The 26356-nt window shown below is 66.5% G+C and carries 23 protein-coding genes; 9 read left to right on the top strand and 14 right to left on the bottom strand.

All coding sequences use genetic code 11. The features are described 5' to 3' along the window. Positions 1 to 35 precede the first annotated feature (35 nt). Genes TZ00_RS04590 through TZ00_RS04570 form a run of 5 tightly spaced genes read left to right on the top strand, consistent with a single transcriptional unit; the run spans position 36 to position 7315 of the window. The gene (locus TZ00_RS04590; protein ID WP_044439670.1) at positions 36 to 1475 is read left to right on the top strand and encodes a gamma-aminobutyraldehyde dehydrogenase; all 1440 of its coding nucleotides are present in this window, start codon (positions 36 to 38) and stop codon (positions 1473 to 1475) included. An 8-nt stretch (positions 1476 to 1483) separates the two neighbouring features. Next, on the top strand, positions 1484 to 2836 hold the full coding sequence (gabT, locus tag TZ00_RS04585; RefSeq protein ID WP_044439669.1) for a 4-aminobutyrate--2-oxoglutarate transaminase: 1353 nt from the start codon (positions 1484 to 1486) through the stop codon (positions 2834 to 2836). Then, complete coding sequence (locus TZ00_RS04580; RefSeq protein WP_084605919.1) at positions 2833 to 4818, top strand: primary-amine oxidase; 1986 nt, start codon at positions 2833 to 2835, stop codon at positions 4816 to 4818. The genes gabT and TZ00_RS04580 overlap by 4 nt, the downstream gene beginning before the upstream one ends. Positions 4819 to 4834: 16 nt before the next feature. Beyond that, the gene (locus TZ00_RS04575; RefSeq protein ID WP_044439667.1) at positions 4835 to 5692 is read left to right on the top strand and encodes a universal stress protein; all 858 of its coding nucleotides are present in this window, start codon (positions 4835 to 4837) and stop codon (positions 5690 to 5692) included. 30 nt (positions 5693 to 5722) lie between these two features. After that, positions 5723 to 7315 carry an APC family permease gene (locus TZ00_RS04570; protein WP_084605918.1) on the top strand — a complete coding sequence of 531 codons (1593 nt, stop codon included), beginning with the start codon at positions 5723 to 5725 and terminating at the stop codon, positions 7313 to 7315. A gap of 91 nt (positions 7316 to 7406) precedes the next feature. On the opposite strand, the gene TZ00_RS18670 is transcribed toward TZ00_RS04570, so the two are convergent. Both TZ00_RS18670 and TZ00_RS04560 read right to left on the bottom strand, forming a co-directional pair. Further along, positions 7407 to 8891, bottom strand: a complete 1485-nt coding sequence (locus tag TZ00_RS18670) for a GntR family transcriptional regulator (protein WP_052521272.1) — start codon at positions 8889 to 8891, stop codon at positions 7407 to 7409. 64 nt (positions 8892 to 8955) lie between these two features. Beyond that, a complete protein-coding gene (locus tag TZ00_RS04560) occupies positions 8956 to 10086 on the bottom strand; it encodes a class I SAM-dependent methyltransferase (RefSeq protein ID WP_044439665.1) in 1131 nt (376 codons plus the stop codon). Positions 10087 to 10162: 76 nt separating this feature from the next. Here TZ00_RS04560 and TZ00_RS04555 point away from each other — a divergent pair, with 76 nt between their 5' ends. Beyond that, positions 10163 to 10996: a class I SAM-dependent methyltransferase gene (locus tag TZ00_RS04555; protein WP_044439663.1), complete on the top strand. Its 834-nt coding sequence runs from the start codon at positions 10163 to 10165 to the stop codon at positions 10994 to 10996. Between the two features lie 116 nt (positions 10997 to 11112). Further along, entirely contained in the window at positions 11113 to 12459 is a 1347-nt protein-coding gene (locus TZ00_RS04550; RefSeq protein WP_052521271.1) for a glycosyltransferase family 87 protein, read from the top strand. A gap of 13 nt (positions 12460 to 12472) precedes the next feature. On the opposite strand, the gene TZ00_RS04545 is transcribed toward TZ00_RS04550, so the two are convergent. After that, positions 12473 to 12940, bottom strand: a complete 468-nt coding sequence (locus tag TZ00_RS04545) for a GNAT family N-acetyltransferase (protein ID WP_238579581.1) — start codon at positions 12938 to 12940, stop codon at positions 12473 to 12475. A 24-nt stretch (positions 12941 to 12964) separates the two neighbouring features. Here TZ00_RS04545 and glpX point away from each other — a divergent pair, with 24 nt between their 5' ends. Next, a complete protein-coding gene (gene glpX / locus TZ00_RS04540; RefSeq protein WP_052521270.1) occupies positions 12965 to 13843 on the top strand; it encodes a class II fructose-bisphosphatase in 879 nt (292 codons plus the stop codon). A gap of 54 nt (positions 13844 to 13897) precedes the next feature. Here glpX and TZ00_RS04535 read toward each other — a convergent pair whose 3' ends face one another. From TZ00_RS04535 to TZ00_RS04515, 5 genes are all read right to left on the bottom strand, one after another. Continuing rightward, positions 13898 to 14320, bottom strand: a complete 423-nt coding sequence (locus TZ00_RS04535; protein ID WP_044439661.1) for a heat shock protein transcriptional repressor HspR — start codon at positions 14318 to 14320, stop codon at positions 13898 to 13900. A 47-nt stretch (positions 14321 to 14367) separates the two neighbouring features. Continuing rightward, the gene (locus TZ00_RS04530; protein ID WP_044439659.1) at positions 14368 to 15354 is read right to left on the bottom strand and encodes a DnaJ C-terminal domain-containing protein; all 987 of its coding nucleotides are present in this window, start codon (positions 15352 to 15354) and stop codon (positions 14368 to 14370) included. A gap of 87 nt (positions 15355 to 15441) precedes the next feature. After that, on the bottom strand, positions 15442 to 16098 hold the full coding sequence (locus TZ00_RS04525; protein ID WP_044439658.1) for a nucleotide exchange factor GrpE: 657 nt from the start codon (positions 16096 to 16098) through the stop codon (positions 15442 to 15444). 2 nt (positions 16099 to 16100) lie between these two features. Next, positions 16101 to 17972: a molecular chaperone DnaK gene (gene dnaK, locus TZ00_RS04520; RefSeq protein WP_044439657.1), complete on the bottom strand. Its 1872-nt coding sequence runs from the start codon at positions 17970 to 17972 to the stop codon at positions 16101 to 16103. Between the two features lie 187 nt (positions 17973 to 18159). Next, positions 18160 to 19371: an ROK family protein gene (locus TZ00_RS04515; RefSeq protein ID WP_152631082.1), complete on the bottom strand. Its 1212-nt coding sequence runs from the start codon at positions 19369 to 19371 to the stop codon at positions 18160 to 18162. A 100-nt stretch (positions 19372 to 19471) separates the two neighbouring features. Here TZ00_RS04515 and TZ00_RS04510 point away from each other — a divergent pair, with 100 nt between their 5' ends. After that, positions 19472 to 20929, top strand: coding sequence for an MFS transporter (locus tag TZ00_RS04510; RefSeq protein WP_044440277.1), 1458 nt, complete (start codon positions 19472 to 19474; stop codon positions 20927 to 20929). A 106-nt stretch (positions 20930 to 21035) separates the two neighbouring features. On the opposite strand, the gene TZ00_RS04505 is transcribed toward TZ00_RS04510, so the two are convergent. Genes TZ00_RS04505 through TZ00_RS04480 form a run of 6 tightly spaced genes read right to left on the bottom strand, consistent with a single transcriptional unit; the run spans position 21036 to position 26352 of the window. Next, positions 21036 to 21896 (bottom strand): prenyltransferase, encoded by an 861-nt coding sequence (locus TZ00_RS04505; protein WP_044439654.1) that lies wholly within the window; start codon positions 21894 to 21896, stop codon positions 21036 to 21038. After that, a complete protein-coding gene (locus tag TZ00_RS04500) occupies positions 21893 to 22231 on the bottom strand; it encodes a lycopene cyclase domain-containing protein (RefSeq protein WP_044439652.1) in 339 nt (112 codons plus the stop codon). Before TZ00_RS04500 ends, TZ00_RS04505 begins: the two co-directional genes overlap by 4 nt. After that, positions 22228 to 22575, bottom strand: coding sequence for a lycopene cyclase domain-containing protein (locus tag TZ00_RS04495; protein ID WP_044439650.1), 348 nt, complete (start codon positions 22573 to 22575; stop codon positions 22228 to 22230). Before TZ00_RS04495 ends, TZ00_RS04500 begins: the two co-directional genes overlap by 4 nt. After that, positions 22575 to 24413, bottom strand: coding sequence for a phytoene desaturase family protein (crtI, locus tag TZ00_RS20295; protein WP_052521269.1), 1839 nt, complete (start codon positions 24411 to 24413; stop codon positions 22575 to 22577). Before crtI ends, TZ00_RS04495 begins: the two co-directional genes overlap by 1 nt. Next, positions 24410 to 25285, bottom strand: coding sequence for a phytoene/squalene synthase family protein (locus TZ00_RS04485; protein WP_044439648.1), 876 nt, complete (start codon positions 25283 to 25285; stop codon positions 24410 to 24412). Before TZ00_RS04485 ends, crtI begins: the two co-directional genes overlap by 4 nt. Beyond that, positions 25282 to 26352 (bottom strand): polyprenyl synthetase family protein, encoded by a 1071-nt coding sequence (locus tag TZ00_RS04480; protein WP_084605916.1) that lies wholly within the window; start codon positions 26350 to 26352, stop codon positions 25282 to 25284. Before TZ00_RS04480 ends, TZ00_RS04485 begins: the two co-directional genes overlap by 4 nt. Positions 26353 to 26356 lie beyond the last annotated feature (4 nt).

Raw genomic sequence — 26356 nt, 5'->3', positions numbered from 1 at the left:
AGCCGATCAGGTTGTTCCGCCACTCAACGCAGAGGATGAGATCCGTGTCCACGCCCACGCTCCAGAACTTCATCAACGGCCAGTTCGTCACGCCAGGGGGCTCCGAGCTGCTCGACATCGTGAATCCGGCCACGGGCGAGACCGTTGCGCAGGCGCCCGTCTCCACCGCAGACGACGTCGACGTCGCGATGAAGGCCGCCAAAGCCGCCTTCAAGCCCTGGGCCCGGCTCACACCCGGCGCCCGCCAGCTGGCGCTCCTGAAGCTCGCCGACGCGATCGAGGCGAACGCCGATGCACTCGTCGAGGCGCAGCACCGCAACACCGGTCAGCCCCGCGACACGATCCGCACCGACGAGGTCGAGGCAGGAGCCGATCAGATCCGCTTCTTCGCCGGGGCCGCCCGCCTGCTCGAAGGCAAGAGCGCCGGAGAGTACATCGAGGGAACGACGTCGTATGTGCGCCGCGAGCCGATCGGCGTGGTCGGCCAGGTCACGCCGTGGAACTTCCCCTTCCTCATGGCGATCTGGAAGATCGGCCCCGCTCTCGCGACCGGCAACACGATCGTGCTGAAGCCCAGCGACACCACCCCCGAATCGACCCTCGAACTCGCTCGCATCAGCCAGGGCATCCTGCCCGACGGCGTGCTCAACATCGTTCTCGGCAACGGGGCCACAGGCGCCGCGATCGTCGAGCACCCCACCCCCGGGCTGGTCTCGATCACCGGATCTGTGCGCGCGGGAATGGCCGTCGCATCCGGTGCCGCGAAGACCCTGAAGCGCGCCCACCTCGAGCTCGGCGGCAAGGCGCCGGCCGTGGTCTTTGGCGACGTCGACGTGGCCAAGACCGCCGCGGCGATCGCGGACTTCTCGTTCTACAACGCCGGCCAGGACTGCACCGCGATCACCCGCGTGCTCGTGCACGAGTCCATCCACGACGAGCTCGTCAACGCGCTGTCGAGCGAGGCGAAAGAGCGCAAGACAGGCAACGCCGACGACAGCGAGAACTACTTCGGCCCGCTGAACAACATCAACCACTTCACCGACGTGAAGACGAAGGTGGAGTCGCTTCCCGACCACGCCGTCATCGCCACGGGCGGCCACCAGGTGGGCGACACCGGCTTCTTCTTCGAGCCGACCGTCATCACGAACGTGCTGCAGAGCGACGACATCGTGCAGGAGGAGACGTTCGGTCCCGTCATCACGGTGCAGAAGTTCAGCACGGAGGAGGAGGCCGTCGAGCTCGCGAACGACGTGCGCTACGCCCTCGCCTCCAGCGTCTGGACGAAGGACCACGCCACCGCGATGCGGGTCTCGCGCGACCTCGACTTCGGCGCCGTGTGGATCAACACCCACATCCTGCTCACCGCCGAGATGCCGCACGGCGGGTTCAAGTACTCGGGCTACGGAAAAGACCTGTCGATGTACGGAGTCGAGGACTACACGCGCATCAAGCACGTGATGTCGTCGCTGGAATAGGAACTCTCATGACCATCACGCATCGCCTGCCGCAAGAGCGGCGCATCACGGGCACTTTCCCGGGGCCGAAGTCGGCAGCTCTCACCGAACGGCGCCGCAAAGCGGTCTCGGCGGGCGTCTCGTCGCTCGTTCCCGTCTATGCGGCGGATGCCGATGGCGGGGTCGTCGTCGACGTCGACGGCAACTCCTTCATCGACCTCGGTGCCGGCATCGCGGTCACCAGCGTTGGAGCATCCAACCCGGCCGTGGCCGCCGCCGTCACGGAGCAGTCCACGCACTTCGCGCACACCTGCTTCACGATCACGCCTTATGAGGGCTACGTCGAAGTCGCCGAGCTGCTGGCCGAGCTCACGCCGGGCGACCACGAGAAGCGCTCCGCGCTCTTCAACTCCGGAGCGGAGGCGGTCGAGAACGCCATCAAGGTGGCCCGCCTCGCCACCGGACGCGACGCGGTCGTCGCCTTCGATCACGCCTATCACGGGCGCACCAACCTCACGATGGCGCTCACCGCCAAGGCCATGCCCTACAAGACCAACTTCGGACCGTTCGCGCCAGAGGTCTACCGCATGCCCATGTCGTACCCCTTCCGCGACGAGGCAGGCCTCTCGGGTGTCGACGCCGCGAACCGCGCCATCCTGGCCATCGAGAAGCAGCTCGGCGGCGATCAGGTCGCGGCCCTCATCATCGAACCCATCCAGGGCGAGGGCGGCTTCATCGTTCCCGCTCCGGGCTTCCTCCCCACCCTCAGCGCCTGGGCCACGGCCAACGGCGTGGTCTTCATCGCCGACGAGGTGCAGACGGGCTTCGCCCGCACGGGCTCCTGGTTCGCCAGCGACGACGAGGGCATCGTGCCCGACCTCATGACCCTCGCCAAGGGTATTGCAGGCGGACTTCCGCTGGCCGCGGTCGTCGGCCGCGCCGAGCTGATGGATGCCGTGCACCCCGGCGGCCTGGGCGGCACCTACGGGGGCAACCCGATCGCGTGTGCCGCGGCCGTCGCATCCATCGCCCAGATGCGCGAGCACGACCTGGCCGGCCGTGCGCGTCACATCGAAGAGATCGTGATGCCGCGGCTGCGGGCTCTGGCCGACGCCACGGGCGTGATCGGCGACGTGCGGGGGCGCGGCGCGATGCTCGCCATCGAATTCGTGCGTCCCGGCACCGCAGAACCGGATGCCGACATCACGAAACGCGTGGCCGCTGCGGCCCTCGAGGCGGGCGTCATCATCCTCACCTGCGGAACCTACGGAAACGTGATCCGCCTGCTCCCCTCGCTCGTGATCGACGATGCCCTCCTGCTCGAGGGGATCGGCGTGCTCGAAGACGCCGTCCACGCTTCCCAGAAAGGAAACACCCCATGACCTTCCACCCGCTCGACCCGCTGAACGCCGACGAATTCCGCGCGGCCTCTGCCATCCTGAAGCGCGAGAAGGGTGTCGGCCCCGGCTGGCGCTTCGCCTCGATCGAGATGGTGGAGCCGTCGAAGGCCGCCGTGAGGCAGTTCGAGGTCGACGGCACGGTTCCCGAGCGCCTGGCGCGCCTCGTGGTGCTGAACCGCAGCGAGAACGCGACCTACGTCGCCGTCGTGTCGCTCGCATCCGATGCCCTCAAGGAGTGGACCCACGTGCCCGACGTGCAGGCCAACTTCACCGTCGATGAGTGGGAGGAGGCCGACGCGGCACTGCGCGCGAACCCCGACGTGGTCGCCGCCCTCGCCAAGCGCGGCATCACCGACCTCGACCTCGTCTTTATGGACACGTGGACGTACGGCGCCGCCGTGATCCCAGAGAAGTACAAGGGGCGCCGCCTCGGCTGGAGTGACACCTGGGTGAAGTCGCAGCCCGGCGCGAACCCCTACGCCGGCCCGGTCAACGGCTTCCACTGCGTGATCGACGTGAACACCATGGAGCTGCTCGAGATCGAGGACAGCTTCACCATCGATACGCCGGAAATCATGGGCGAGTACGTGCCGCACCTCATCCCGGAGCGCATCCGCGAGCACTACAAGCGCCCGCCGCTCAAGCCCCTCGACATCGTGCAGACAGAGGGGCCGAGCTTCTCAGTCGACGGCAACCTCGTCGAGTGGCAGAACTGGTCGCTGCGGGTGGGATTCAACTATCGCGAGGGCATGACTCTGCACTCCATCTCGTACAAAGACGGCGACGAGGTGCGCTCCATCGCGAACCGCCTCTCGTTCTCCGAGATGGTCGTGCCCTACCGCGACCCGAGCGTCGACCACTTCCGCCGCACCGCCTTCGACATCGGCGAGTGGGGCCTCGGCTTTATGACCACGTCTCTCGAACTCGGATGCGACTGCCTGGGCGAGATCCGCTACATCGACGCCGTGATGCACGACTCGAAGGGCGAGCCCTACGCGATCCCGAACGCCTTCTGCATCCACGAGGAGGACAACGCCGTTCTGTGGAAGCACGTCGACCACGACGCCGGCGCCGAGGTGCGGCGCATGCGCCGACTCGTCGTCTCGTTCCACGTGACCGTTGCCAACTACGAATACCTCGTCTACTGGCGCTTCTATCAAGACGGAAACATCGAGTGCGAGGTGCGCGCCACCGGCATCATGGTGGTCACCCACATCGCCGAGGGCCAGGCGCATCCCAACGGAACACTGGTCGACAACCGCACCTACGCGCCGTTCCACCAGCACTTCATCGTGGCACGCATGGACCTTGACATCGACGGCACCGAGAACACGGTGTACCGCTCCGAGACGCAGATCGTGCCGATCTCCGACGAGAATCCGCACGGCCTCGCGCTCGTTCAGGCCAACACCCCGATCGAGGTCGAGGGTCACGACGACTTCGACTGGAACACGCAGCGCGCCTGGAAGGTCGTCAACGAGAACAAGCGCAACACGATCGGAAACCAGGTCGCGTACAAGCTGGTTCCGGGCGGAGCCATCCCCTCGTTCTTCGCCCCTGGCTCGGCCGTGCTCGAGCGCGCCCAGGTGATTGGCCACACCGTCTGGGTCACGCCCAACGACGAGAACGAGCGCTGGCCATCGGGCGAGTTCGTGAACCAGAGCTCGATCGACCACGGTCTGCCCGAATGGATTCAGGCCGAACGCCCTGTGCGCAACACCGACGTCGTGCTCTGGTATGTATTCGGCATCCACCACATCACGCGCCAGGAGGACTGGCCGATCATGCCGAGTGACACCGTGTCGTTCTGGATGAAGCCGGTCTCGTTCTTCGACCGCAATCCGTCGATCGACGTGGAGCCGAGTCCCGGCGCGCACTGCATGCCAGGTCACGACCACGGCGACCACGCGGGCCACGACCACCACGCGCCGAGCACCGACGGCGGCCTGACCCACGACCACTGATCGAAGGAGCACCGAAGTGACACGCACAGCGAACTACGTCGTGGCGTACGAGGCCACCGAGCGCGGCCGCGAGGCCGTCGAACTCGGCATCGCGCTCGCCCGGCTCACCGAGGCCGAGCTGCGCATCTGCCTCGTTCTGCCGCAGAGCACGGCGGTGCCCGCGAAGGTACCGACATCCGCCGCCGATTACGAGGGCATCATCGCCCAGCAGGCGCAGCTATGGCTGGATGAGGCCATCCAGAATGTGCCCGCCGACGTGACGGCCACCACCCACGTGCTGTGGGCCGAGTCGGTCTCCGAGGGTCTGATCGAGGCGGCCGAGGCATTCGACTCCGACCGCATCGTCGTCGGGGCTGCCCGAACGGGAATCCTCCAGCGCTTCTCTATCGGCAGCGTCGCGAACGCTCTGCTGCACGCCTCGCCGGTTCCCGTTGCGCTCGCGCCTCGGGGTTATCGGGCGCCGGAGCGCATCAGCCGCATCACCTGTGCCATCGGAACCCGTCCCGGCTGGGAGGCCCTGCTCGACTCGATGGTGGCGATCTCCGAGGGGCTCGACGTGGAGCTGCGCTTCGTGACCCTGGTCGAGGTCGGAGCGGGAGATTCCCGCCCCATCACCAGCGATGAGCATCTTCTGACCGTGCTCGACTACTTCTCCGAACGCGAGAAGACCGACGGTATCCTGTCGACCGAGGTCGCGGAAGGCCCGAGTGTCGAGGCCGCCGTGGAGGCCCTCGGATGGCGAGACGACGAGATCGCCTTCGTCGGGTCGAGCCGACTCGCATCCCCGAGTCGCATCTTCCTCGGCACCACTGCGAACCGCATGCTGCACTCCCTTCCCGTGCCCCTCATCGTCGTTCCGAACGACGCTGCGTAGCGCCCCACCTCTGCAGAAGGATCTTTCATCATGGCACGCAAGAACACAGCCCCTTCGACAGGCTCAGGGAACGGGAGCGGAGGCGGTTCAGGCAATGACGCCGGAGTCGACTTCATCGACGCCGCAGATGCGAAGACGGGTCTCTCATCCAAAGGCCTCTCCGCCGGCTCGATAGGTCTGCTCGGCGCCACCGTCATCGGCATCTCGTGTATCGCTCCGGCATACACGCTCACAGCCTCGCTCGGCCCGACGGCCGCAGCGGTGGGAACACAGATGCCCGGCATCTTCCTCGTCGGCTTCCTGCCCATGCTGCTGGTGGCCCTCGGCTACCGCGAGCTGAACAACGCGATGCCCGACAGCGGCACGTCGTTCACCTGGGCGACGCGGGCCTTCGGGCCGTGGCTCGGCTGGCTCGGTGGATGGGGTCTGATCGTCGCCACGGTGGTGGTGCTCTCGAATCTCGCGGGTGTCGCGGTCGACTTCCTCTATCTGGCGATCGCGCAGATCACTCAGAATCCCGACATCGCCGACCTCGCGGGCAACATCCCCATCAACATCCTCACCTGTCTGGTCTTTATGGTGGGCGCCTGTTACGTGTCGTACCGGGGCATGGAGACGACGAAGTCCCTGCAGTACTGGCTCGTGGGATTCCAGCTCGTGGTGCTCGTCTGGTTCGCCATCGCCGCCATCGTTCACTTCGCCGACGGATCGGCCTTCGACGCCACGCCGTTCAGCCTCGACTGGTTCAACCCGTTCGGAGTTCCTTCGTTCTCGGCCTTCGCCGCGGGCGTCTCGCTCTCGATCTTCATCTTCTGGGGCTGGGATGTGACCCTCACGATGAACGAAGAGACCAAGAACCCGAAGACCACGCCGGGTCGCGCCGCGACGCTGACCGTCGGCATCATCTTTGTGCTCTACATCCTCGTGGCCGTCGCGAGCCTCATGTTCTCCGGCATCGGAACGGGCGAGCTCGGACTCGGCAACGAAGACATCTCGGGCAACGTGTTCGCGGCGCTGGCCGGACCAATTATGGGGCCCTTCGCCATCCTGCTGTCTCTTGCCGTGCTGTCAAGCTCGGCCGCGTCGCTTCAGTCGACCTTCGTCGGCCCTGCCCGCACGATGCTGGCGATGGGCCACTACCAGGCGTTCCCCAAGCGCTTCGCGTCGATCAGCCCGCGCTTCAAGTCACCGGGCTTCGCCACGATCATCGCCGGCGTCGTGGCCTGGGGCTTCTACGCGGTGATGCGCGTGCTGTCGAACGACGTGCTCACCGACACGATCCTCACTCTCGGAATGATGATCTGCTTCTACTACGGGGTCACCGCTCTGGCCTGCGTGTGGTACTTCCGAAAAGAGGCGTTCTCGAGCGCGCGGTCGTTCTTCTTCAAGTTCCTCGCGCCGCTCGTCGGCGGCATCATCCTCGCGGTCATCTTCGTGACCACACTCATCGACTCGATGAACCCCGACTACGGCAGCGGATCGAACATCGGCGGGCTCGGCCTGGTCTTCATCCTGGGCGCGTTCCTGCTGCTCGCGGGCGTCGTGCTCATGTTCGTGATGCGCGCGGTGAACCCCGCCTTCTTCACCGGACAGACCCTGAAGCGCGGAACCTCGACCGACTGAGCCTCGCCGCCGCATCGAAGTGCGGAAAATGGCCGCTTCAACGTGTGAGGAAGCGGCCATTTTCCGCACTTCAGTGGGTTCGTTGAGCCGCTCAGTGACGCACGAGAGCGAGGGGCAGCGTGCCGCAGGGCACGCGCTCCCCGTCCTCGGGTGACGCAGTGTTCTCGACCAGCAGGGTGCCCGCCGCGATCGCCGGATCTGTGGAGAGCACGACCCGCGACTGGGCGTTCACCAGCGTGATGCGTTCGCCGAGCCGACCGAACGCGGGCAGGAACCGGGCCTCGAGTGCCGACACCGTCACATCCACGCCCGCGACGCCCGGTTGCGTGCCCGACGCATCGAACACGGGCATGGTGAGGGTCAGGATGAATTCGTCGGTACAGAGGTAGTCGACGTAGGGGCCCGTGACGTGGCTCGCCTCGCCCGAGGCCACGCCCCGCCACCACTCGAGTCGCGTGTAATCCCGAAAGAACTCCGACTCCGGGTCTTCCACCACCGCCAACTGCCGAGGCGGCAGCCGCTGCACGAGCGGGTCGCCCGCCTGGCGCACCCACCACGCGAGGTGCCAGGCGGCATCGTCGACGAATCCGGGCGTGGCCACGAAGCCCGCCCCGATCACCAGCTGGGCGCCGTCGACCAGTTCGGCCTCGGCGAGGGCGCGCACGCTGCCGTCGAGGGTCGCCTTGGTGATCGGATGCGCAAGGCTCGCGAGCGTGGTGGCGAAGGCGTCGCGGGCCCGGCCCAGCGTTCCGAAGACGGCGTCGAAGGTGTCGACGACGAGAGATGCGCAGTCATCGAGCGTGATCGGCGCGCCCGCAGTGTCGTCCGCGCTCGTGCTGTGCGCATCCGAGAACGAGATGGCGCTGGCAGTCAGGGCGGAGAGCTGCTCGTCGACGACGGCCCGGGCGACCACCCCGTCGCGCCCGCTCAGCGCTTCGACGAGGGCGAGCTGTGCGCGGTGCACCGCATCGCGCAGAGCCTGATCGCGCATGCCGAACCAGAGCAGGGGTCCGTATTCCGCCTGCAGACGCAGCTCCTCGGCTACCAGCCGAGGCGACTGGGCGACGGCCGCCACCTCCACACGGAACAGCGCCTCGCCACGACGGGCGGAGACCTCGTTGCCGAAATCGATCGACTGCGTGATCGAGCGCAGATTCTCGAGATCGCTCGACGTGGCCCGCGCCGCGGCCGTGGCGGCGACAGTTCCGCTGATCGCCCCGAGCTGAAGGGCAAGATCGTGCAGCTGTGCCCGTGAGAACCGCGAGAGACGGGCCGCGAGAAGTTCGCGCTGCCCCTCCGCGCTCGACGTGATGAAGCTGCCCCCGTCACGTCCGCGCGTGGTGCGCACGAGCCCCTGTCCGCGCAGCGCGTCGAGAGCTTCGCGCACCGTCGACACGGCCACACCGAACTGCCGCGCCAGCTCCGTCTCACGGGGCAGACGCTCGCCGTGCCCGACGAGCCCGAGCACGATGGCCTCGCGCATCCGCTGCTCGACCTGCTCGCTGCGACCGGGGCCGGCGAGGGGCGCGAAGACGGCGGAGCGGGCCTCTGCGGTGAGGCCGAGCGAACGCGACATCTGACCTCCCTGGCTGCGGTCTCGACGCTATCACGGCGTTCCCTGAGCCTTGCCTGCGGGCGGCTCAGCGCCTGCTGCTGCGCGTCACCGTGAATTTCGCGTTCTGCCCGACCACGTCGGTCGGTCCCACGATTTTGCGCAGAGTCGCCGCGTGCGACAGCGAGCTGTTGAACACCGTCCAGAGCTCACCGCCCGACTCCAGAACACGCGCCGCATCGCGGAACAGCCCGAGGGCGGCATCCGCGTGCACGGCCGCACCGACGTGGAACGGCGGGTTGCAGAGAATCAGCCCGGCCGACGCATCCGGCTGCGAGCGCAAGGCGTCGTCGCGCACGACGTCGACCCGGCCCTCGAGCCCGTTCAGCCGCATCGTCTCGCGGGCGGATGCGACGGCCGACGACGACTGGTCGCTCGCGATCACCCGCGCCTCGGGCCGGGCCCGGGCGATCTCGGCGGCGAGAACACCGGTGCCGCATCCGAGGTCGATGGCCACATCGGGATGCACTGCCATCTGCGGAATGAACGACAGCAGAAAGCGGGTGCCGATATCGAGCTTCGTGCCCGCGAACGCGGTGCCCTGCGCTGCGACCCACAGTCCGAGCTCGTCGTGGAACTCGCTGCGCACGGTGTCGGAGCCCGCGTCGCTCGTTCCGATCGGGGCCGAGGCAACGAGCACCCGGGACTTCTGGCGCGCCAGGCTCACCCGCAGCTCGGAGAAGTGCTTCGAAAGCACCTCGTTCATGCTGATCGAGAGGTGCTTGATGCGGCCGCCCGCGAAGACCACGACCGACGGATGCGCGTGGCGCGCGATGAGCGCGGCCGCCTGGTCGAGAGCGGCAAGCGTGCGCGGAAGCTGCATGAGCACAACGGTCGCACCCTCGACGAGCGAAGCGTCGAACGGCATCGACTCGTGCGAGTCGGCGAGCCCCGCGCGGTCGGCATTGCGGGCCAGCGCCCGTTCACCGGTGAGCGCGTCTTGCTGAACCCGGATGCGCGTGGCCCCGTGCAGACCGGCAGCGCCGAGCGTCAGCGCCCCATAGCGATCGCCGATCACGACCACCTCGCCGGCGGCCGCCGACGCCAGCGCATCGGCCGCCTCGTCGAGGATCAGTCTGTCGCTCGCGTCGACCGCGAACAGATTGGGAGCCTCGACGTCGGGAAAACGGCGGAGGTCGTCGAACGAGAAATCGGGCATCCACCCATCCTGACAGGGATGGGCATCGGCTGTTATCCTGGTCGGCTCGCCCGCCGGCGGCAGGAAGAGGCCAACCATGACCGACTATCTGAACGCGAATCGCGACAACTGGAACGACCGCGCGTCTGCGCACGCCGTGCGCACCGGGGTGGGATACCAGGTGCAGCGCTACATCGACGACAGGAACCTCATCTCCGACGTGGTCAGATTCGACCGCGAGCGCCTCGGCCCAATCGAAGGGCTGCGAACTGTTCACCTGCAGTGCCATATCGGCACAGACACCCTCTCGCTCGCCCGGCTCGGCGCCCACGTCACAGGACTCGACTTCTCGCCGGTCGCCCTCGACGAGGCGCGAGCCCTCGTCGAGGAATCGGGCGACGCGGTCGATTTCGTCGAGTCCGACGTGTACTCGGCGGTCGACGCTCTCGGCGAAGACGGGTTCGATCTCGTCTACACCGGCATCGGTGCTCTGTGCTGGCTGCCCAGCATCGAGCGCTGGGCGGCTGTGGTCGCGAGCCTGCTCAAGCCGGGAGGGCGTCTCTTCATGCGCGAGGGGCACCCGATTCTCTGGACCATGGACGAGCGACTGGCCGACGACCTGCACCTGCGATTCCCATACTTCGAGCAGACAGACCCGCTCGAGTGGAACGACGAGGCGAGCTACGTCGAGACCGACAGGCCGATCACGGCCACGAAGACGTACGAGTGGAATCACGGTATCGGCGAGATCGTGACAGCCCTGTTGAACGCGGGCCTCACACTCACCATGCTCGTCGAGCACGACAGTGTGCCGTGGAGAGCCCTTCCTGGGCAGATGCTGATGCGCCCCGATGGCGAGTTCGCCCTCGACGAGCGAGCGGGCGTCGCGCCCCTCAGCTACACGATTCAAGCGGTCAAGACGGGGCCGTGAGTCGCTGACGATTCGCCATGCCGGACGCCCCCGCAGGGTGTCCGGGAAGCGACGGTCAGGTAACCACAAGGTGAATCCCTGCTCATTCGCAGGCGTTCGACACTACGGTCGATAGAGTGGCGACAACTGAACTAACTGCACCGAGCATCGCTCGGCAGACTCTCTATGACCGATTCGTACGACCGGCTATCCCCGAGTCCGAGGTCTTCGAGAAGCCACGCACTCTCGTCTGGGGCTTCGTCGGCCTCCACATCGTCTACTTCCTGGGCCTGCTTCCGAACATTCTCGCCGGAACCGTCGAGGGCGATCTGCCCCTGTACCGACGCTGGGCCGTCGCCGCGGAGACCTTCGGCCAGTGGCCGGGCATCCACTTCGAGTGGGTCTACCCGATCGGCGCCATCCTCCCGATCTCCATCTCCAACATCGCCGGCCCACAGTTCTACCAGCTGCTCTGGTTCGTGCTGATCGCTGCGCTGAACGCCGCGTCTATCGTTGTGCTCTCCGACCGCGGTCGCTCGCGTCGCGGAATCCTGGCCTCGTGGTGGTGGCTCGGAATCCTCACCCTTCTCAGCCCCGTGGCTCTGCTTCGCCTCGAGGGCATCACCGCTCCCCTGGTGATCATCGCCCTCGTTATGATCGCTCGCCGACCCATCGTCGCGTCCGCTCTTCTTGCACTGGCCACCTGGATCAAGGTCTGGCCCGCCGCGATCTTCCTCGCGATCCTGGGGGCGTTCCCGCGCCGCCGCATCGCCATCGCCACCGGTGCCGTCTTCTCGGTCGGCGTCGCAGTGATCGTGTGGGCGATGGGCGGCCTGCAGTACCTCCTCGGCTTCGCTCAGATGCAGACCTCGCGGGGTCTTCAACTCGAGGCGCCCGTTACGACGCCGTGGCTCTGGCTCGCGATCTTCGACCGGCCCGGCAGCCACATCGTCAACAACACCGCGATCGCCACGCGCGAAGTGGTCGGGCCCTACGATCACATCGCCGTTGCGCTGATGACGCCGGCCATGGCGCTCGCCGTTGTCGGGGTGTTGGCCCTCGTGGTCTGGGCGAAGCACCGCGGTGCCGACACCCAGAAGCTGCTGCTCGTCGCGTCTCTGGCTCTGGCTACCACCATCGTCGTCTTCAACAAGGTGGGCTCACCGCAATACATGCTGTGGCTCGCCCCGATCATCGCCGTGGGCATTACGCAGGGCTGGCGAGCTTGGCGCGTCCCGGCGCTGCTGATGGTCGCGATCTCGGTGCTCACCACCTTCGTGTTCCCGATTCTCTACATGCAGCTCATCGCCGGACACCCGGGCGTGGCCATGCTGCTCACCGGGCGCAACCTGCTGCTCGTGGTGCTTCTCGGATGGGCGGTGCGCGAGTTGATCTATCTCGGTGCCCGCGCCGCCGGAGCCGAGCCGCGCTTCGAACGCCGTGCACGCCTGCGTGAAGAGCGCAGCGCGGGCATCGCCGTCTAAGCAAACCAGGCGACTAGCCCAGCCGCCGTTCGTAGCAGAGCGACGCGGCTTCACCAACGTAGGCGCCGAAGTTCGGAATGAGCGAGTAGCCCTCGCGCTCGTAGAAGCGCATCGCGTCGGGCTGCGCCGTGCCCGTCTCGAGCCGCAGCGTGCTCCAGCCGCGTTCCAGCGCCCGGGCTTCGAGCGCCCGCAGAACGGCGACCGACACGCCCGTGCCGCGCGCATACGGGGTCACAAACATTCTCTTGATCTCGGCGCTCGCGTCGTCGAGCCTGCGCAGCCCGCCGCATCCCACGGCCCGGCCTGCCGCGTCGTAGGCCACGACGAAGACAGGCACATCGGATGCCGACGGCTTGGTTCCCGGTTCGGTGTCGCCCCCGTAGCGCGCATCGATCTCGATGCGTTGCGCAGCTCGCAGTGTCTCGGAGTCGGGGTGGTCGAACGCGGTGTCGCGGATGTCGATGAACGAAGTCGTGCTCACCAGAGAACGCTACCCTTTTCAACCATGTCCCCGCAGTCGTCTCCCTTCTCCCCCACCACCGTCGTGGGCGCCCAGAATTACCCGGCCGAGCTTGTGGCCGCGGTTGTTCGTGCGACCGAGGCAGCGGCATCCGCATGCCTGCCCCTCGTGGGCTCCGGCGACAAGAACGCGGCCGACGAGCTGGCCGTCGCTGCGATGCGGGATGCCCTCGGCCTGGCCCCCTTCGACGGCACGGTCGTGATCGGCGAGGGAGAGAAGGATGAGGCTCCCATGCTCGCCAATGGCGAGCGGCTAGGAACTGGCGCGGGGCCGGCGTGCGACGTCGCGGTCGATCCCCTCGACGGAACGCGGTTGGCGGCAGAGAACCTGCCGGGCGCCGTCGCCGTGATCGCGCTGGCGCCGCGAGGAAGCATGTTCGACCCGCGCGACGTGTTCTACATGCAGAAGCTCATCGCCGGCCCGGCGGGTATCGGCGTGCTCGATGTGCGCGCGGCACCCGCGCAGAACGCCACGAGGCTGGCGGAGGCGCTGGGCAAGCCGCTGGACGAGCTTGTCATCGGCGTTCTCGACAAGCCGCGGCACGCATCCCTCATCGCTGAGCTGAGCCACCTCGGCGTGCGCGTGCATCGTGTGGCGGAGGGCGACGTGTCGATCGCGATCGCCGCAGCCACACCAGCATCGGGCATCGATGCGGTGATGGGCACGGGCGGCACTCCGGAGGGCATCATCGCGGCGTGTGCGGTGCGCTCGCTCGGCGGTTTTATGCAGGGCCGGATGGCGCCGCAGTCGGAGTCGCAGCGGGCGGCCGCCGTCGCAGCGGGCCACGACCTCACCCGCGTATTCACGCTCGACGAGCTGGTCGCGAGCGACCGAGTACTCTTCGTGTCGACCCCGGTCACCTGATCGAGGTGGTCTCTGTAAGGCCGCAGGCGGCCTAGTCGATCAGCGCGGTTCCAGTCAGTCGCGATCCGCGGCGGAGGGACGCCAGATGACGATCTCGGTGCGGCGCGCTGTGCGCGTTCCGTGCTTCAGCGACACCACATCGCCTTGCACGTCCGCCGCGAAGACGCGGCGGTTCGGGCGGTTGAGCAGCTCGTCGGCGAGGGCGCTCTCGAGTTCGCGAACGCGGCTGGTGAGGGCGTTCACCTGGTTCTCGAGCGTCAGGATGCGGGCGATGCCCTCGAGACTGACACCCTCGGCCGACAGCCGCGCGATCTCGCGCAGCTGCACGACGTTTCGCATGGAGTAGCGCCTGGACTTGCCTGGCGTGCGCGTCGGGCTGACGAGCCCCAGGCGATCGTACTGGCGAAGCGTCTGCGGATGCATGCCGGCCAGTTCGGCGGCCATGGCGATCGCGAACACCGGAGAGTTCTCGTCCATGGCCTGCCTTCCTGTCTGGCTACTGCGGGGTGAAGCGATGAGTCGAGTTACTCGTGCGCCTTCGAGAGCAGCTCGAGGCGGGGATTCTCTTGCGGCTCGACCGCGTGGAAGGCCTCGAGAGCCTCGCGCGCCTCGGGGCTGAGGTGCGCGGGAACCGCAACCTGAACGACGGCGAGCAGGTCGCCCGTGCCCTTCGAGGTCTCGACGCCGCGGCCTTTGACCCGAAGCACGCGCCCGGAGGGCGTGCCGGGCGCGACCTTGAGCTTGACAGGATCGCCGCCGAGGGTCGGAACCTCGATCGTCGCCCCGAGCGTCGCCTCAACGAAGGTCACGGGAACGTTCACGCGCAGGTTCAACCCGTCGCGTTCGAATACGGGGTGTTTGCGCACGGTCACTGTCAAGACGATATCGCCTGCCTCGCCCCCGTCGGGACTGGCCTCACCCTTGCCGCGCAATTTGATCTTCTGTCCGTCGGAGACGCCGGCCGGAATCTTCACAGTGATCGGGCGCCCGTCTGCGGTCTGCAGCTTGATCGTGTCGCCCTTGGTGGCAGTGAGAAAGTCGATGGTGGCGCGAGCTGTGACGTCGCGTCCACGGGTCGGTCCGCCGAAACCGCGGAAACCTCCGGATGAGCCGCCGAACAACCCGCCGAGCAGATCGTCGTACTGGCTCCCCGCTCCGGGCTGCGTATAGGTGTACTGCTGGCCGCCACGCCCTCCGCCGCCTCCGCCGAACATGCCGCCGAAGACGTCTTCGAAGCCTCCGCCCTGCTGGCCGGGAGCCTGGAATCGCGCTCCGGAGCCCATGGCCCGGATCTGGTCGTACTCCTTGCGCTGTTCAGGGTCGGAGAGAACTGAATGGGCCTCGGAGATCTCTTTGAACTTCGCCTCGGCCTTGGGGTCGCCGGGGTTGGAGTCAGGGTGATACTGGCGTGCGAGCTTGCGGTACGTCTTCTTGAGTTCGGCCTCGGAGATGTCCTTCGACACACCGAGCACCTTGTAGAAGTCTTTGTCGAACCAATCCTGGCTGGCCATGAAGTTTCCTTGTTTTGTTCAGCCCTTCGACAAGCTCAGGGAACGAGTCCGTTCCCTGAGCTTGTCGAAGGGGCTACCAGGTTGCGATTACGCGCTGACCGGCGTCGAGACGACGACCTTGGCCGCACGCAGAAGCGTGGAACCGAGGTAGTAGCCGGTCTCGACGACGTCGGCGACCGTCTCGACCTCGACATCGGCCGACGGCTGCTGGAAGATCGCCTCGTGCAGCTGCGGGTCGAAGACGTCGCCCACCGCCCCGAAGGGCGCCAGGCCGAGCCGCTCGGTGCCGCCACGCAACTTCTGCGCGATGGATGCGAACGGTCCGTCTCCGAGATCGCCGTGCTTCTCAGCGCGGTCGAGGTCGTCGAGCACCGGAAGGAGAACCTTCACGACATCGCCGACCGTGCGCTCCCGCTCGACCTCGCGGTTCGCCTCGGTGCGCTTGCGGTAGTTGGCGTACTCGGCCGTGACACGCTGCAGGTCGGCGAGCCGCTCTGCAGCGAGCACCTCGTCTGAGGCCGTCGACGAAGACGCACTCGATGCGTCTTCGAGAAAGCTCAGGTCGGCATCGCTCAGCGAGGTCTCGACATCAGGGCCTTCGGCCTCGATGAAGTTCGCATCTGCTGTGGCGCCATCGACGGGCTGCCCTTCGGCAGGCTCAGGGAACGATTCGTTCCCTGAGCTTGTCGAGGGGGTGTCGACCGGCTCGTCAGGCCCGTTCTCGGGGTTCGAGCGATCGGTCACAGTTACTTGTCCTTCTTGGGCTCGTCGTCTTCAACAACCTCGGCGTCGACCACGTCTTCATCAGACGAGGCATCCTGGGGAGCATCGGTCGGTGCGTCGCCTTCGGCGGCTGCATCGGCCTGGCTCGAGGCGTAGATGGCCTCACCCAGCTTGCCCTGGCTCTCGTTGAGCTTGTCGAATGCGACCTTCACGGCCTCGTCGTTGTCTTCGCCGGCAAGCGCCGTCTTGAGCTCGTCGACATCGGCCTGAACAGACGTCTTGACGTCTTCCGGCAGCTTGTCCTCGTTCTCTTTGATGAGCTTGTCGATCGAGTAGGCGAGCTGCTCGGCGTTGTTGCGCACCTCGGCGGCCTCACGACGCTTCTTGTCTTCTGCGGCGTGCTCTTCACCCTCGCGAACCATTCGGGCGATGTCTTCCTTCGAGAGGCTGGAGCCTCCCGTGATCGTCATCGACTGCTCCTTGCCGGTGCCCTTGTCTTTTGCGGACACGTGCACGATGCCGTTGGCGTCGATGTCGAAGGTGACCTCGACCTGCGGGATGCCCCGCGGAGCCGGCGCGATGCCGGTCAGCTCGAACGTTCCGAGGTTCTTGTTGTCGCGGGTGAACTGGCGCTCTCCCTGGAAGACCTGGATCGCCACGGACGGCTGGTTGTCGTCGGCCGTGGTGAAGGTCTCGCTGCGCTTGGTCGGGATGGCCGTGTTGCGCTCGATGAGCGTGGTCATCATGCCGCCCTTGGTCTCGATACCGAGGCTCAGCGGGGTGACGTCGATGAGCAGAACGTCTTTGCGCTCGCCCTTCAGTACGCCGGCCTGCAGAGCGGCGCCGACGGCGACGACCTCATCGGGGTTGACGCCCTTGTTGGGCTCCTTGCCACCCGTGAGCTTCTTGACGAGCTCGACGACGGCGGGCATACGAGTCGATCCACCGACGAGCACCACGTGGGCGATGTCGTTGACCGAGACGCCGGCCTCGCGAATCACGTCTTCGAACGGCTTCTTGGTGCGGTCGAGCAGATCGCTGGTGAGCTCTTCGAACTTGGCGCGGCTGAGCGTCTCGTCGAGGTTGGCAGGGCCGTTCTCGGTGAGCGACAGGTACGGCAGCTGGATGCTGGTCGAGGTCGACGACGACAGTTCCTTCTTCGCCTGCTCTGCGGCCTCCTTGAGACGCTGCTTGGCGATCTTGTCACCGGATACGTCGACGCCCGTGGCGTCTTTGAAGCGCTTGATCAGGTAGTCGACGACGCGCTGGTCCCAGTCGTCTCCACCCAGGCGGTTGTCACCCGAGGTCGAGCGCACCTGAATCGTGGAGAAGTCGTCGTCTTTACCGACTTCGAGGAGCGACACGTCGAACGTTCCGCCACCGAGGTCGAAGACCAGAATGAGCTCGTCTTCCTTGCCCTTGTCGAGGCCATAGGCCAGAGCAGCCGCGGTCGGCTCGTTGATGATGCGCAGCACGTTGAGGCCCGCGATCTCACCGGCCTCCTTCGTGGCCTGGCGCTCGGCGTCGTTGAAGTAGGCGGGAACCGTGATGACCGCATCGGTGACGGTGTCGCCCAGGTAGGACTCTGCATCGCGCTTGAGCTTGGCGAGGATTCGAGCCGACAGCTCCTGCGGGGTGTAGGGCTTTCCGTCGATGTCGACGGTCCAGTTGGTGCCGATGTGACGCTTCACCGAGGAGATGGTGCGGTCGACGTTGGTGACGGCCTGGCGCTTGGCGGTCTCGCCGACGAGAACCTCGCCGTCTTTGGTGAATGCGACCACCGAGGGGGTCGTGCGGAAGCCTTCCGCGTTGGCGATGACGGTGGGTTCTCCACCTTCGAGGACCGCGACCACCGAGTTGGTGGTACCGAGGTCGATTCCTACTGCACGAGCCATGTGAGTGATTTCTCCTTGTTTGCTGGCGGGACCGACGTTCTCACTTCAAGAATGTCTAAGTTCTCACAAGGGTTGAGCCTTGTTGACTCAAGCTTGCCAGCGGGCGAAATCAATGTCAAGCGCTCACAGCTAAAGTTGAGTTTGCTTGACTCAACTTTTTCGCGTCGCGAGGCCGCGCTCGCTGCGGTCAGTCCCGGATGCGCGAGGGTTGCGCCAGGCGGGCGTCTCGCGCCGCGTAGACAGCACCATCGACGACCCGAGAGGGATGCGACCCGAGTGCGATCACCTCGACGGCCGCGTCGAACGGCGGCTCCACTAGCGATCCGAGTACGCCGAGATATCCGTCGAGCACAACCAGCTCGCCCCCGAGCACCGCGGCGGCGGCTTCGATCGCCTGCCCGACCGCCCCCATTGCCCCTGTCAGCACCGCGATGGCGCCCTCCTGCCCCTCCGACAATGCGGCAACGAACGCTGACAGAGCCTCTCGTGGAAAGCGGTCGACGAGCTCGGCGGCATCGTCGGGAGCCATCACCCCCGATGTCGTCAGGAGCGCCGACAGGTCAATCACGTCGCCGAGCCTCTGTGCCTCTCTCCCCGGGGCCTGCACGGGAATGCGCGCGAAGTCCGCTTCGCCCGACGGCCCGGAGCTCAGCGGCTCGCCCGCGAGAAGGATCGCGCCGACGACGGTTCGTTCTCCCCCGAAATACAGCGCCGTGCGATCGCCGATGCGGTCGCGCAATTCGCCGCGCGCGAGCCCCAGCACTGCCACCGCGCTGTCGCGCGCGAATTCGACGATCGCTCCGGCGCATCCGCCCGCCTGAAGCTGCTCGCGCACACACGTCATGAGGTCGACATCGCTCCAGCCGAGGGACTCGGCTCGGGCAACAGAATCACCGCACGGCGATAGTGTCCCTGGAACCGAGATCGTGATAGCCGTCAGTCTTCGGTGCGGGTCTATCGACTCGACGATCCAGTCGATGGCGGCCCGGAGCATCCGAATCGCCGGCGCCGGATCGCCGCCGCGCAGATCGGCCCTGTCGGCGTAACTGCCCAGATGATCGCCACCCACCGTGGCCGTCTTCGCCTGCACACCTTCGACATCCACTCGCAGCCCCGCCACAACCCAGGCATCACCCGACAGCGACACCGCGTGAGTGGGACGGCCGAGCCGCGGTTGTGTTCCGGCAAGACCCTCATTCACTAGATCAAGCGTCTTCAGTTCGCCGATCATGCCGGTGAGCGTCGACAGCCCCAGGCTCGACGAAGCCGCGATCTGAGCCCTGGACGAGGGACCGTTGTCGCGCAGATAACGCAGTACGAGAGCGAGATTGTGCTCGCGCAGATCTGCCGTGTCTCCGCCGCGCCCACGGTCGAAGAGGCCCCCCCGGTGCCGGTTCATGCCCATAATTTTAGACCCGAAATTATCAGCGTCGGCATGATTCACTGAGCGTGCACACATTGTCTCCTGCCTCGACGCCTTGCACGGCTACTGTGTGATCATGACTCAGAACTCCGGCGGCGCCGCCGGTGACGCAACCGGCCCAGCCGACGCCTCGACACCGGCTCAGATGCCCCTCGTCGCCAACACGGGCGCCGCACTCGCTGTCGGACTCGACCTGCAGATCGCACCTGTTCCGGCACGACAGGTGAGGTCGTGGGCGCTGTGGGACTGGGCGACCCAGCCGTACAACTCGGTCATCCTCACGCTCATCTTCACGGCTCTGTACCTGACCACCGATGTGTTCCTGCCCGCCGACGTCGCTGCGCTGCCCGATACGGATCCGGTCAAGGTCGCAGGCCTCGCCGATCTGGCGAGCGGTTTCGGTTTCGCAATCTTCATCGCGGGGCTGGTGATTCTCGTTCTCGCTCCCGTTCTCGGCCAGCGCGCTGATCGCTCAGGTAGCCGCAAGGCGGGGCTGCTGCTCTATACGATCCTGCTCGTCGCGAGCATGGGCGCACTCTTCTTCGTGCAGGGGCAGCCGAGTTACTTCGTGCTCGGAGCCTCTCTCGTCGCCATCGGCAGCGTCTTCAGCGAACTCGCCGGAGTCAACTACAACGCGATGCTCGTGCAGGTGTCGACGAAGAAGACGATCGGCCGGGTCAGTGGACTCGGCTGGGGACTCGGCTACATCGGCGGCATCGTCGCACTCGTCCTCGTTGTCGTGGCGTACAGCGCCGACTGGTTCGGACTCCCGCAAGAAGATGGCCTGCCGTTTCGCATCGTCGCCGTGGGCTGCGCCATTTGGACCGTCATCTTCGCCATCCCCATCTTCGTGTTCGTTCCCGAAGCACCGTCCGCGCCATCCGTCGGCCCCAAAGTCGGCTTCTTCGCGAGTTACGCGGTTCTCGTCAAAGACATAGCGCGTCTCTACCGCGAGAGCCGACATACGTTCTGGTTCCTGATGGCCAGCGCCGTCTACCGCGACGGGCTCGCCGGTGTCTTCGCCTTCGGAGGGATCATCGCCTCGGGCATCTTCGGCTTCAAATTCCTCGAGGTGGTCGCCTTCGGAATCGCAGCCAACCTCGTGGCGGGCGTGAGCACGATCATCTCCGGGCGCTTCGACGACCGCTTCGGGCCGCGCGCCGTCATCCTCATCTCGCTCCTCGGCCTCGTCGTGGCAGGCACCGCCGTCTTCGCCCTGCACGACGCCGGCAAGATCGTCTTCTGGATCGGTGGGCTGGCGCTCTGCCTGTTCGTCGGCCCTGCCCAAACCGCGTCGCGTTCTCTGCTCGCCCGGGTCTCCCCCGAAGGCCGCGAGGGAGAGATCTTCGGTCTCTACGCCACGACCGGCCGCGCGGCGAGCTTCATCTCGCCCGGGCTGTGGTCACTGTTCATCGCGCTGGGGGGAGCGCAGTACTGGGGAATTCTCGGGCTCGTGCTCGTCGTGGCGGTGGGTCTGGTGCTGATGTTCTTCGTGAAACTGCCCGACCTGCGCGCCTCGGCGTTCGCCGAGTAGCCGCCCTCCGGCATCCGCTGCCTGTTGCTCGGGGCGACGGATGTTGCCGGTCGCCCGGGCACATCCGTCGCCCCGAGCAACACTCGCGCCGAGGTGAGGCGCGAACCTAGGGGACCAGCACCCACAGCCAGATCAGCAGCATGGTCACGACGAATCCGCACACGAAGTTGAACAGCAGGAAGCGGCGCCACCCGGTGTTCGCGCGCTCCGCATCCGCGTCGGCGATCGACCAGTACGGCAGAACGCTCAGCGCGTACGGCAGCACCAGCAGTCCGCCCAGCGGGCCGGGCCACGTGGTGAAGAGCATCAGCACTCCGCCCAGCAGATAGGCGACGAAAGCGAAACGCACCGTGGCCGCCCCGCCGATGACGGTCGCGATCGAGGAGATGCCCCCCTCGCGGTCGGCGACGATGTCTTGCACCGCGCCGAACGCGTGGCTGGCCACGCCCCAGAGAAAGAACGCCGCCAACACGGCCCAGAGCGCGGGCGTGAACGCAGCCCCGGCCAGCACCAGCCCGTAGACCGCCGGACTCACGAAGTGGGTGCTCGAGGTGAGCGAGTCGATGAACGGGCGCTCTTTGAACCGCAGCTTCGGCGCGCTGTACGCCAGCACGGCGAAGAGGCTCACGGCGAGCACGAGCCACGACAGAGGAGACCCGACCGCGACAAGGAAAACCACGAACGGCACATTCGTGATGGCCACGGCCCAGAGGGTAATGCGATGCAGCGACTTGTCGAGCACCGCGCCCTCGACGCCGCCCTTGCGCGGGTTGCGCATGTCGGACTCGTAGTCGAAGACGTCGTTGATTCCGTACATCGCCAGGTTGTAGGGAATCAGAAAGTACAGCGTTCCCAACACGAACACGAGGTCGACCTCGCGCGTGACCAGCAGGTATCCGGCCGCGAACGGGAACGCCGTGTTGACCCACGAGAGGGGCCGCGACGACAGCAGCAGCTGGCGGATCATGCGCCCGGCTCCGCGCTGACTCCGGTGCCGGATGCGCGCGAGCCCGCGGGCAACAGCATCCAGAGCGACGGCAGCAGAATCGCGGCGGCAACCGCGTACGCGAAGTCCTCGAGCGGCGCGATGCCGACGAACGCGCCGGAGATAAGGGACGGCTCGTACCCGACGAGCCCCACGCCGATCATCACGTTGTCGAAGACCGCGGTCATCACCAGCAGAACGCCGAGGGTGATGGCGATCGCGACCCATGGCCGGGTGCTCCGGATGCGCAGGGCTGCGACGATCGCGACCAGCGCGACCACAGCGAGGAAGATCGCGTTGAGCGTCCAATAGGTCATGGGCGTACCTCGCCGCGAGCAGCAGGAGCGTGGCCGGTGGCCCGACCACGCGTCAGGAACCCGAACAGATTCATCGCGAGGTAGCAGAGCAGGGTAAGGAAGAAGAGCTCCTCGACCGGCAGCTCGGGAGCCAGCTGGAGGCCTGTCATAAACGACGTCTCGCCGCGAAAGAAGATGCCGAGCCCGATGCCCGCCAGATCCCAGCCGACGAAGAACACGAGACCCGCGACGAGAACAATGGTCGCCCGCCGCGCGTCCCTGAAGAAGAACAGCATGAAACGGCGGTCGAGCACCACCATGCCCGTGATCGAGACGAGGAGCGCGAGCAGGTACAGCAGACCCATCAGTCGCCGGGCCCCGCCGCAACCGGCTCCGCCAGAGCACCCGTGGTCGTGTCGCCGCGCAGTCGCTTGATCACGAGCTCGGCGCTGATCAGGCACATGGGCAGGCCGATTCCGGGAATCGTGGATCCGCCGGCGTAGACGAGCCCGTCGACCTTCTTCGACACGTTGCCCGCCCGGAAGAACGCGCTCTGCCCCAGGGTGTGCGCAGGTCCGAGAGCGGTGCCCTTCCACGAGTTGAGGTCGTCGACGAAGTCGGCCGGCCCCACCGTGCGTCGAACGACGATGCGGTCGGCGAGGTCGGGAACGCCCGCCCACTCGGCCACCTGCGCGATCGCGGCATCGGCGATCTTCTCGACCCGCGCATCCCCCTGGCCGTTCTCGCCACCGTGACCGATGGCCGGGTCGGCGGGAATCGGAACCAGGATGAAGATGTTCTCGTGGCCCGCCGGCGCGACGGTGTCGTCGGTGGCGCTGGGACGGCAGACATAGATCGAGGCGGGCTCGGGAACCGAGGTGGCCCCCTTCGGCCCGAAGCGGCCGAACCGGCTCGCTCCGAAGATCTTGCCGAAGTCGCCCTTCCAGTCTTTGGTGAAGAACAGCGAGTGGTGCGCGAGCTCGGGAAGCTCGCCCGCGACACCGAGGTAGACGAGCACGGCGCTGGGGCCCGCCGTCTTCTTCTCCCAGTACGACTCGGGGTAGGTCTGCAATTCGGGCAGCAGCATGGTGGTCTCGACGTGGCGCAGGTCTGCGGTGGCGACAACGAGGTCTGCCTCGAGCTCGTGAGCCCGGCCCTCCTCGTCGAGGTAGTGCACGCCGCCGACACGGCTGCGGTCGGATGCGCGTGGCGCGGCCACGGGGTCGGCCGCGGCGCCCGACGGCGCGGCCGCGCCGTTGCCGTGCGCATCCACCTCGCCCGCCAGAACCCGACGCAGCTCGTCGCGATCGATCACATTCGTGTCGAACTCGGTGGTCTCGTAGTCGTAGACGCTCTTCTCGGGTTCGGGGGCCTTCAGCGCCGGGTCGAGCTCGAGCACGATGCGCGTCACGGTGGCGCCCGTGTGAATCTCGGCGCCGGCCTCTCGGGCGATGTTCTCGATGCTGGCGATCACCTGGCCGAAGCCGCCCTGGGGGTACAGCACACCATCGTTCATGTCGAGGTGGCTCATCAGGTGATACATGCTCGGCGCGGCATACGGCGACGATCCGAGGAAGACAGCGGGGTAGCCGAGGATCTGCTGCAGCCTCGGATCGCGTACCGTGCGCCCTGCGAAGCTGGCCAGGGTCTCGGTAAGGAGACGCACCAGTCGGGGCGTGCGAGTGACGACGGGGCCGACCGCGAGCGGTTTCAGGTCTTCGAAGGTGGAGTAGAGGAAGTACTTCTTGGCCAGGTCGTATGTCTCGGCGGCCGAGTCGAGGTAACCCGCCATCTTGACGCCCGTGCCGGGCTCCAACGATTCGAACAGTTCCAGATTCGAGTCGAGATCGCTACGGATGTCGACCGTGGTCTCTTCTCCCTCGAAGAAAACGCGGTATCCGGGGTCGAGGCGGGTGAGGTCGAGCTGCTCTGCGGCCGATGTTCCCATGAGCTTGTAGAAGTGATCGAAGACCTCGGGCATCAGGTACCACGAAGGGCCGGTGTCGAAGGTGAAGCCGTCCTTCTTCCAGACTCCGGCTCGGCCGCCGACCGCCCCCTGCTTCTCGAGCACGGTAACCGAGTAGCCCTCGCGGGAGAGGAGCGCAGCGCTCGCCAGCCCGCTGATTCCGGCCCCGATCACGATGGCCCGTCGAGGCTCGCTCTGCGGGTCAGTACTTCCACCGGCGGCGTTCAAGGCTGTCACTCGTGCTCCTTCGGTAGACGACCAGCGGCAGCAAGGGCCGCGATTCGCATCTTAACGGGGTTGGGCACGCGGATGCGGGTGGTCACCAACACCGACGCCGGCGTTTCGCGCAGGCGGCGGGTGAGTTCGGCGAAGAGGCCCTGCGCGAGCACCACCGCACGCCGCGATGATGCCGGCAGAAGAGTGAGCGTGCTGCAGGCGATGTCGAGGTCGTTCTGAATGTCTTCGATGATCGCGGTCTTCTGCTCCTCGGTGAACGAGTCGACGTCGACCCCGGGAAAGTAGCTGCGGCCGAGCGCGGTGAAGTCCGCGGCGAGGTCGCGCAAGAAGTTGATCTTCTGAAAAGCGGCCCCGAGATGGCGGGCTCCGTCGACGAGCCGCGCATCGTCTGCATCGGAGTAGCGGTGGCCGACGAGGAAGGCTTTGAGGCACATCAGCCCCACGACTTCGGCGGAACCGTAGACGTAGCGGTCGAAAGATTCCGGCGTGTGTGCGGTCTGACTCAGGTCGGCGCGCATCGATGCGTAGAACGGCTCTGTCAGTTCCTCGCCGAACCCTGTCTCGCGGGCGGTCAGGGCGAACGCGTGCACCACCAGGTTCGTACTGAACCCGCAGCGCATCGCCTCGTTCGTCTCGGCCTCGAGCGTGTCGAGCTGCGACCGGATGGCATCCGCCGCAAGACACGCCTCGGCGGCGACGCCGTCGACGACCTCGTCCGCGAGCCGCACAAGAGCGTAGATGTTCTCGACGTGCTGGCGCACAGGCGGCGAGAGAAGCTTGGACGCGAGCCCGAACGACGTGGAGTATCGGCGAATGACTACGGCCGATGCCTCCATGGCGACGCGGTCGTACAACGAGCGAGGCTGAGTCATTTGGCCCGTTCCAGCACCGTCGAGACGAAGCCGCGGAACTCTGCGCGAACCGAATCGGGAAGAGAAGCCGAGGCCAGGTGCTCCCACGCCCGATTGGCGAAGTCGCTGGCGAGAGCCTCGGCGTAGCGCCGCGCCCCGCTGGATTCGAGCAGAGTACGGATGCGCTGCGCCCCTTGCTCGTCGAGGCCGGCGTCGCCGAACAACGGCTCGATCTGGGCCCACTGCTCGGTGGTCGCCGCGTAGGCGATGAGCACGGTGCGCTTGCCCTCACGGAGGTCCCCGAGGGTGGACTTTCCGGTATCGCCCTCGTCACCGAAGACACCGAGGAGATCGTCGACGATCTGATAGGCGATGCCAAGATTGCGTCCGAAAGATCCGAGGGCTTCGACGGCTTCGTCGTCGGCTCCTGCCAGCACGGCCCCGGCCTGCAGCGGAGTCTCGAAGGAGTAGACCGCCGTCTTCAGCCGCTCCATGTCGACGATGTCATCGACGGACGGCGGATCAGGGTGAAGCGAGAAGTCGACATCGAGCAGCTCTCCGGCGGCCGATGCGAACATGGCCTCGTCGAGGATCTCGTGGAGGCGCTCGCGCAGAACGCCAGCGACACCACTGCGGTCAAGCAGACGGAAGGCGTTGAAGAGGGCGAGATCACCGGCGATGACGGCGACGGAGAGCCCCCGATGCTCCGCGGTGGGGATGGGGATTCCCGCGGTCTGCGCCAAATCGCGGTAGCTTCCGGACACGTTGGGGCCGCCGCGACGGATGAAGTCGCGGTCGATCACGTCGTCGTGCACGATGAGCGCGGTGTGCAGCAACTCGAAGGCGGCGCCCACGTATGCGGCGGTCTCCGAATCGGTTCCCCCGAAGGCCTCGTAGGCCGCCAACACCATCGACGGCCTGAATCTCTTGCCACCTGCGGAGTTCTTCTCGAGCGTCTCCCAGAGAGTCACATAGCGGGGGCCGATTGTCGAGGCGCGGGTCTTGGCGATCCCGAAGAAGCGGTCGAGGACAGCATCGACATGCTGTCGGCGCCTCTGGGTCACCACCACGAGATCATGCGTATCCACAATT

The organism is Agreia bicolorata, assembly GCF_000938265.1.
GTDB lineage: Bacteria > Actinomycetota > Actinomycetes > Actinomycetales > Microbacteriaceae > Agreia > Agreia bicolorata.
Note: the sequence above shows the minus strand (reverse complement) of the source record. Positions and strands in the feature narration are given on the sequence as shown.

Excerpts from the sequence above, each read along its gene's own strand:
- TZ00_RS04530 (WP_044439659.1), bottom strand. The coding sequence starts at position 15,354 with ATGGCCAGCCAGGATTGGTTCGACAAAGACTTCTACAAGGTGCTCGGT.
- TZ00_RS04485 (WP_044439648.1), bottom strand. The coding sequence starts at position 25,285 with ATGACTCAGCCTCGCTCGTTGTACGACCGCGTCGCCATGGAGGCATCG.
- TZ00_RS04515 (WP_152631082.1), bottom strand. The coding sequence starts at position 19,371 with ATGAACCGGCACCGGGGGGGCCTCTTCGACCGTGGGCGCGGCGGAGAC.
- TZ00_RS04510 (WP_044440277.1), top strand. The coding sequence starts at position 19,472 with ATGACTCAGAACTCCGGCGGCGCCGCCGGTGACGCAACCGGCCCAGCC.
- TZ00_RS04555 (WP_044439663.1), top strand. The coding sequence starts at position 10,163 with ATGACCGACTATCTGAACGCGAATCGCGACAACTGGAACGACCGCGCG.
- TZ00_RS04580 (WP_084605919.1), top strand. The coding sequence starts at position 2,833 with ATGACCTTCCACCCGCTCGACCCGCTGAACGCCGACGAATTCCGCGCG.
- TZ00_RS04535 (WP_044439661.1), bottom strand. The coding sequence starts at position 14,320 with ATGGACGAGAACTCTCCGGTGTTCGCGATCGCCATGGCCGCCGAACTG.
- dnaK (WP_044439657.1), bottom strand. The coding sequence starts at position 17,972 with ATGGCTCGTGCAGTAGGAATCGACCTCGGTACCACCAACTCGGTGGTC.
- TZ00_RS04560 (WP_044439665.1), bottom strand. The coding sequence starts at position 10,086 with ATGCCCGATTTCTCGTTCGACGACCTCCGCCGTTTTCCCGACGTCGAG.
- gabT (WP_044439669.1), top strand. The coding sequence starts at position 1,484 with ATGACCATCACGCATCGCCTGCCGCAAGAGCGGCGCATCACGGGCACT.
- TZ00_RS04570 (WP_084605918.1), top strand. The coding sequence starts at position 5,723 with ATGGCACGCAAGAACACAGCCCCTTCGACAGGCTCAGGGAACGGGAGC.
- glpX (WP_052521270.1), top strand. The coding sequence starts at position 12,965 with ATGTCCCCGCAGTCGTCTCCCTTCTCCCCCACCACCGTCGTGGGCGCC.
- TZ00_RS04495 (WP_044439650.1), bottom strand. The coding sequence starts at position 22,575 with ATGGGTCTGCTGTACCTGCTCGCGCTCCTCGTCTCGATCACGGGCATG.
- TZ00_RS18670 (WP_052521272.1), bottom strand. The coding sequence starts at position 8,891 with ATGTCGCGTTCGCTCGGCCTCACCGCAGAGGCCCGCTCCGCCGTCTTC.
- TZ00_RS04590 (WP_044439670.1), top strand. The coding sequence starts at position 36 with ATGAGATCCGTGTCCACGCCCACGCTCCAGAACTTCATCAACGGCCAG.
- TZ00_RS04505 (WP_044439654.1), bottom strand. The coding sequence starts at position 21,896 with ATGATCCGCCAGCTGCTGCTGTCGTCGCGGCCCCTCTCGTGGGTCAAC.
- TZ00_RS04500 (WP_044439652.1), bottom strand. The coding sequence starts at position 22,231 with ATGACCTATTGGACGCTCAACGCGATCTTCCTCGCTGTGGTCGCGCTG.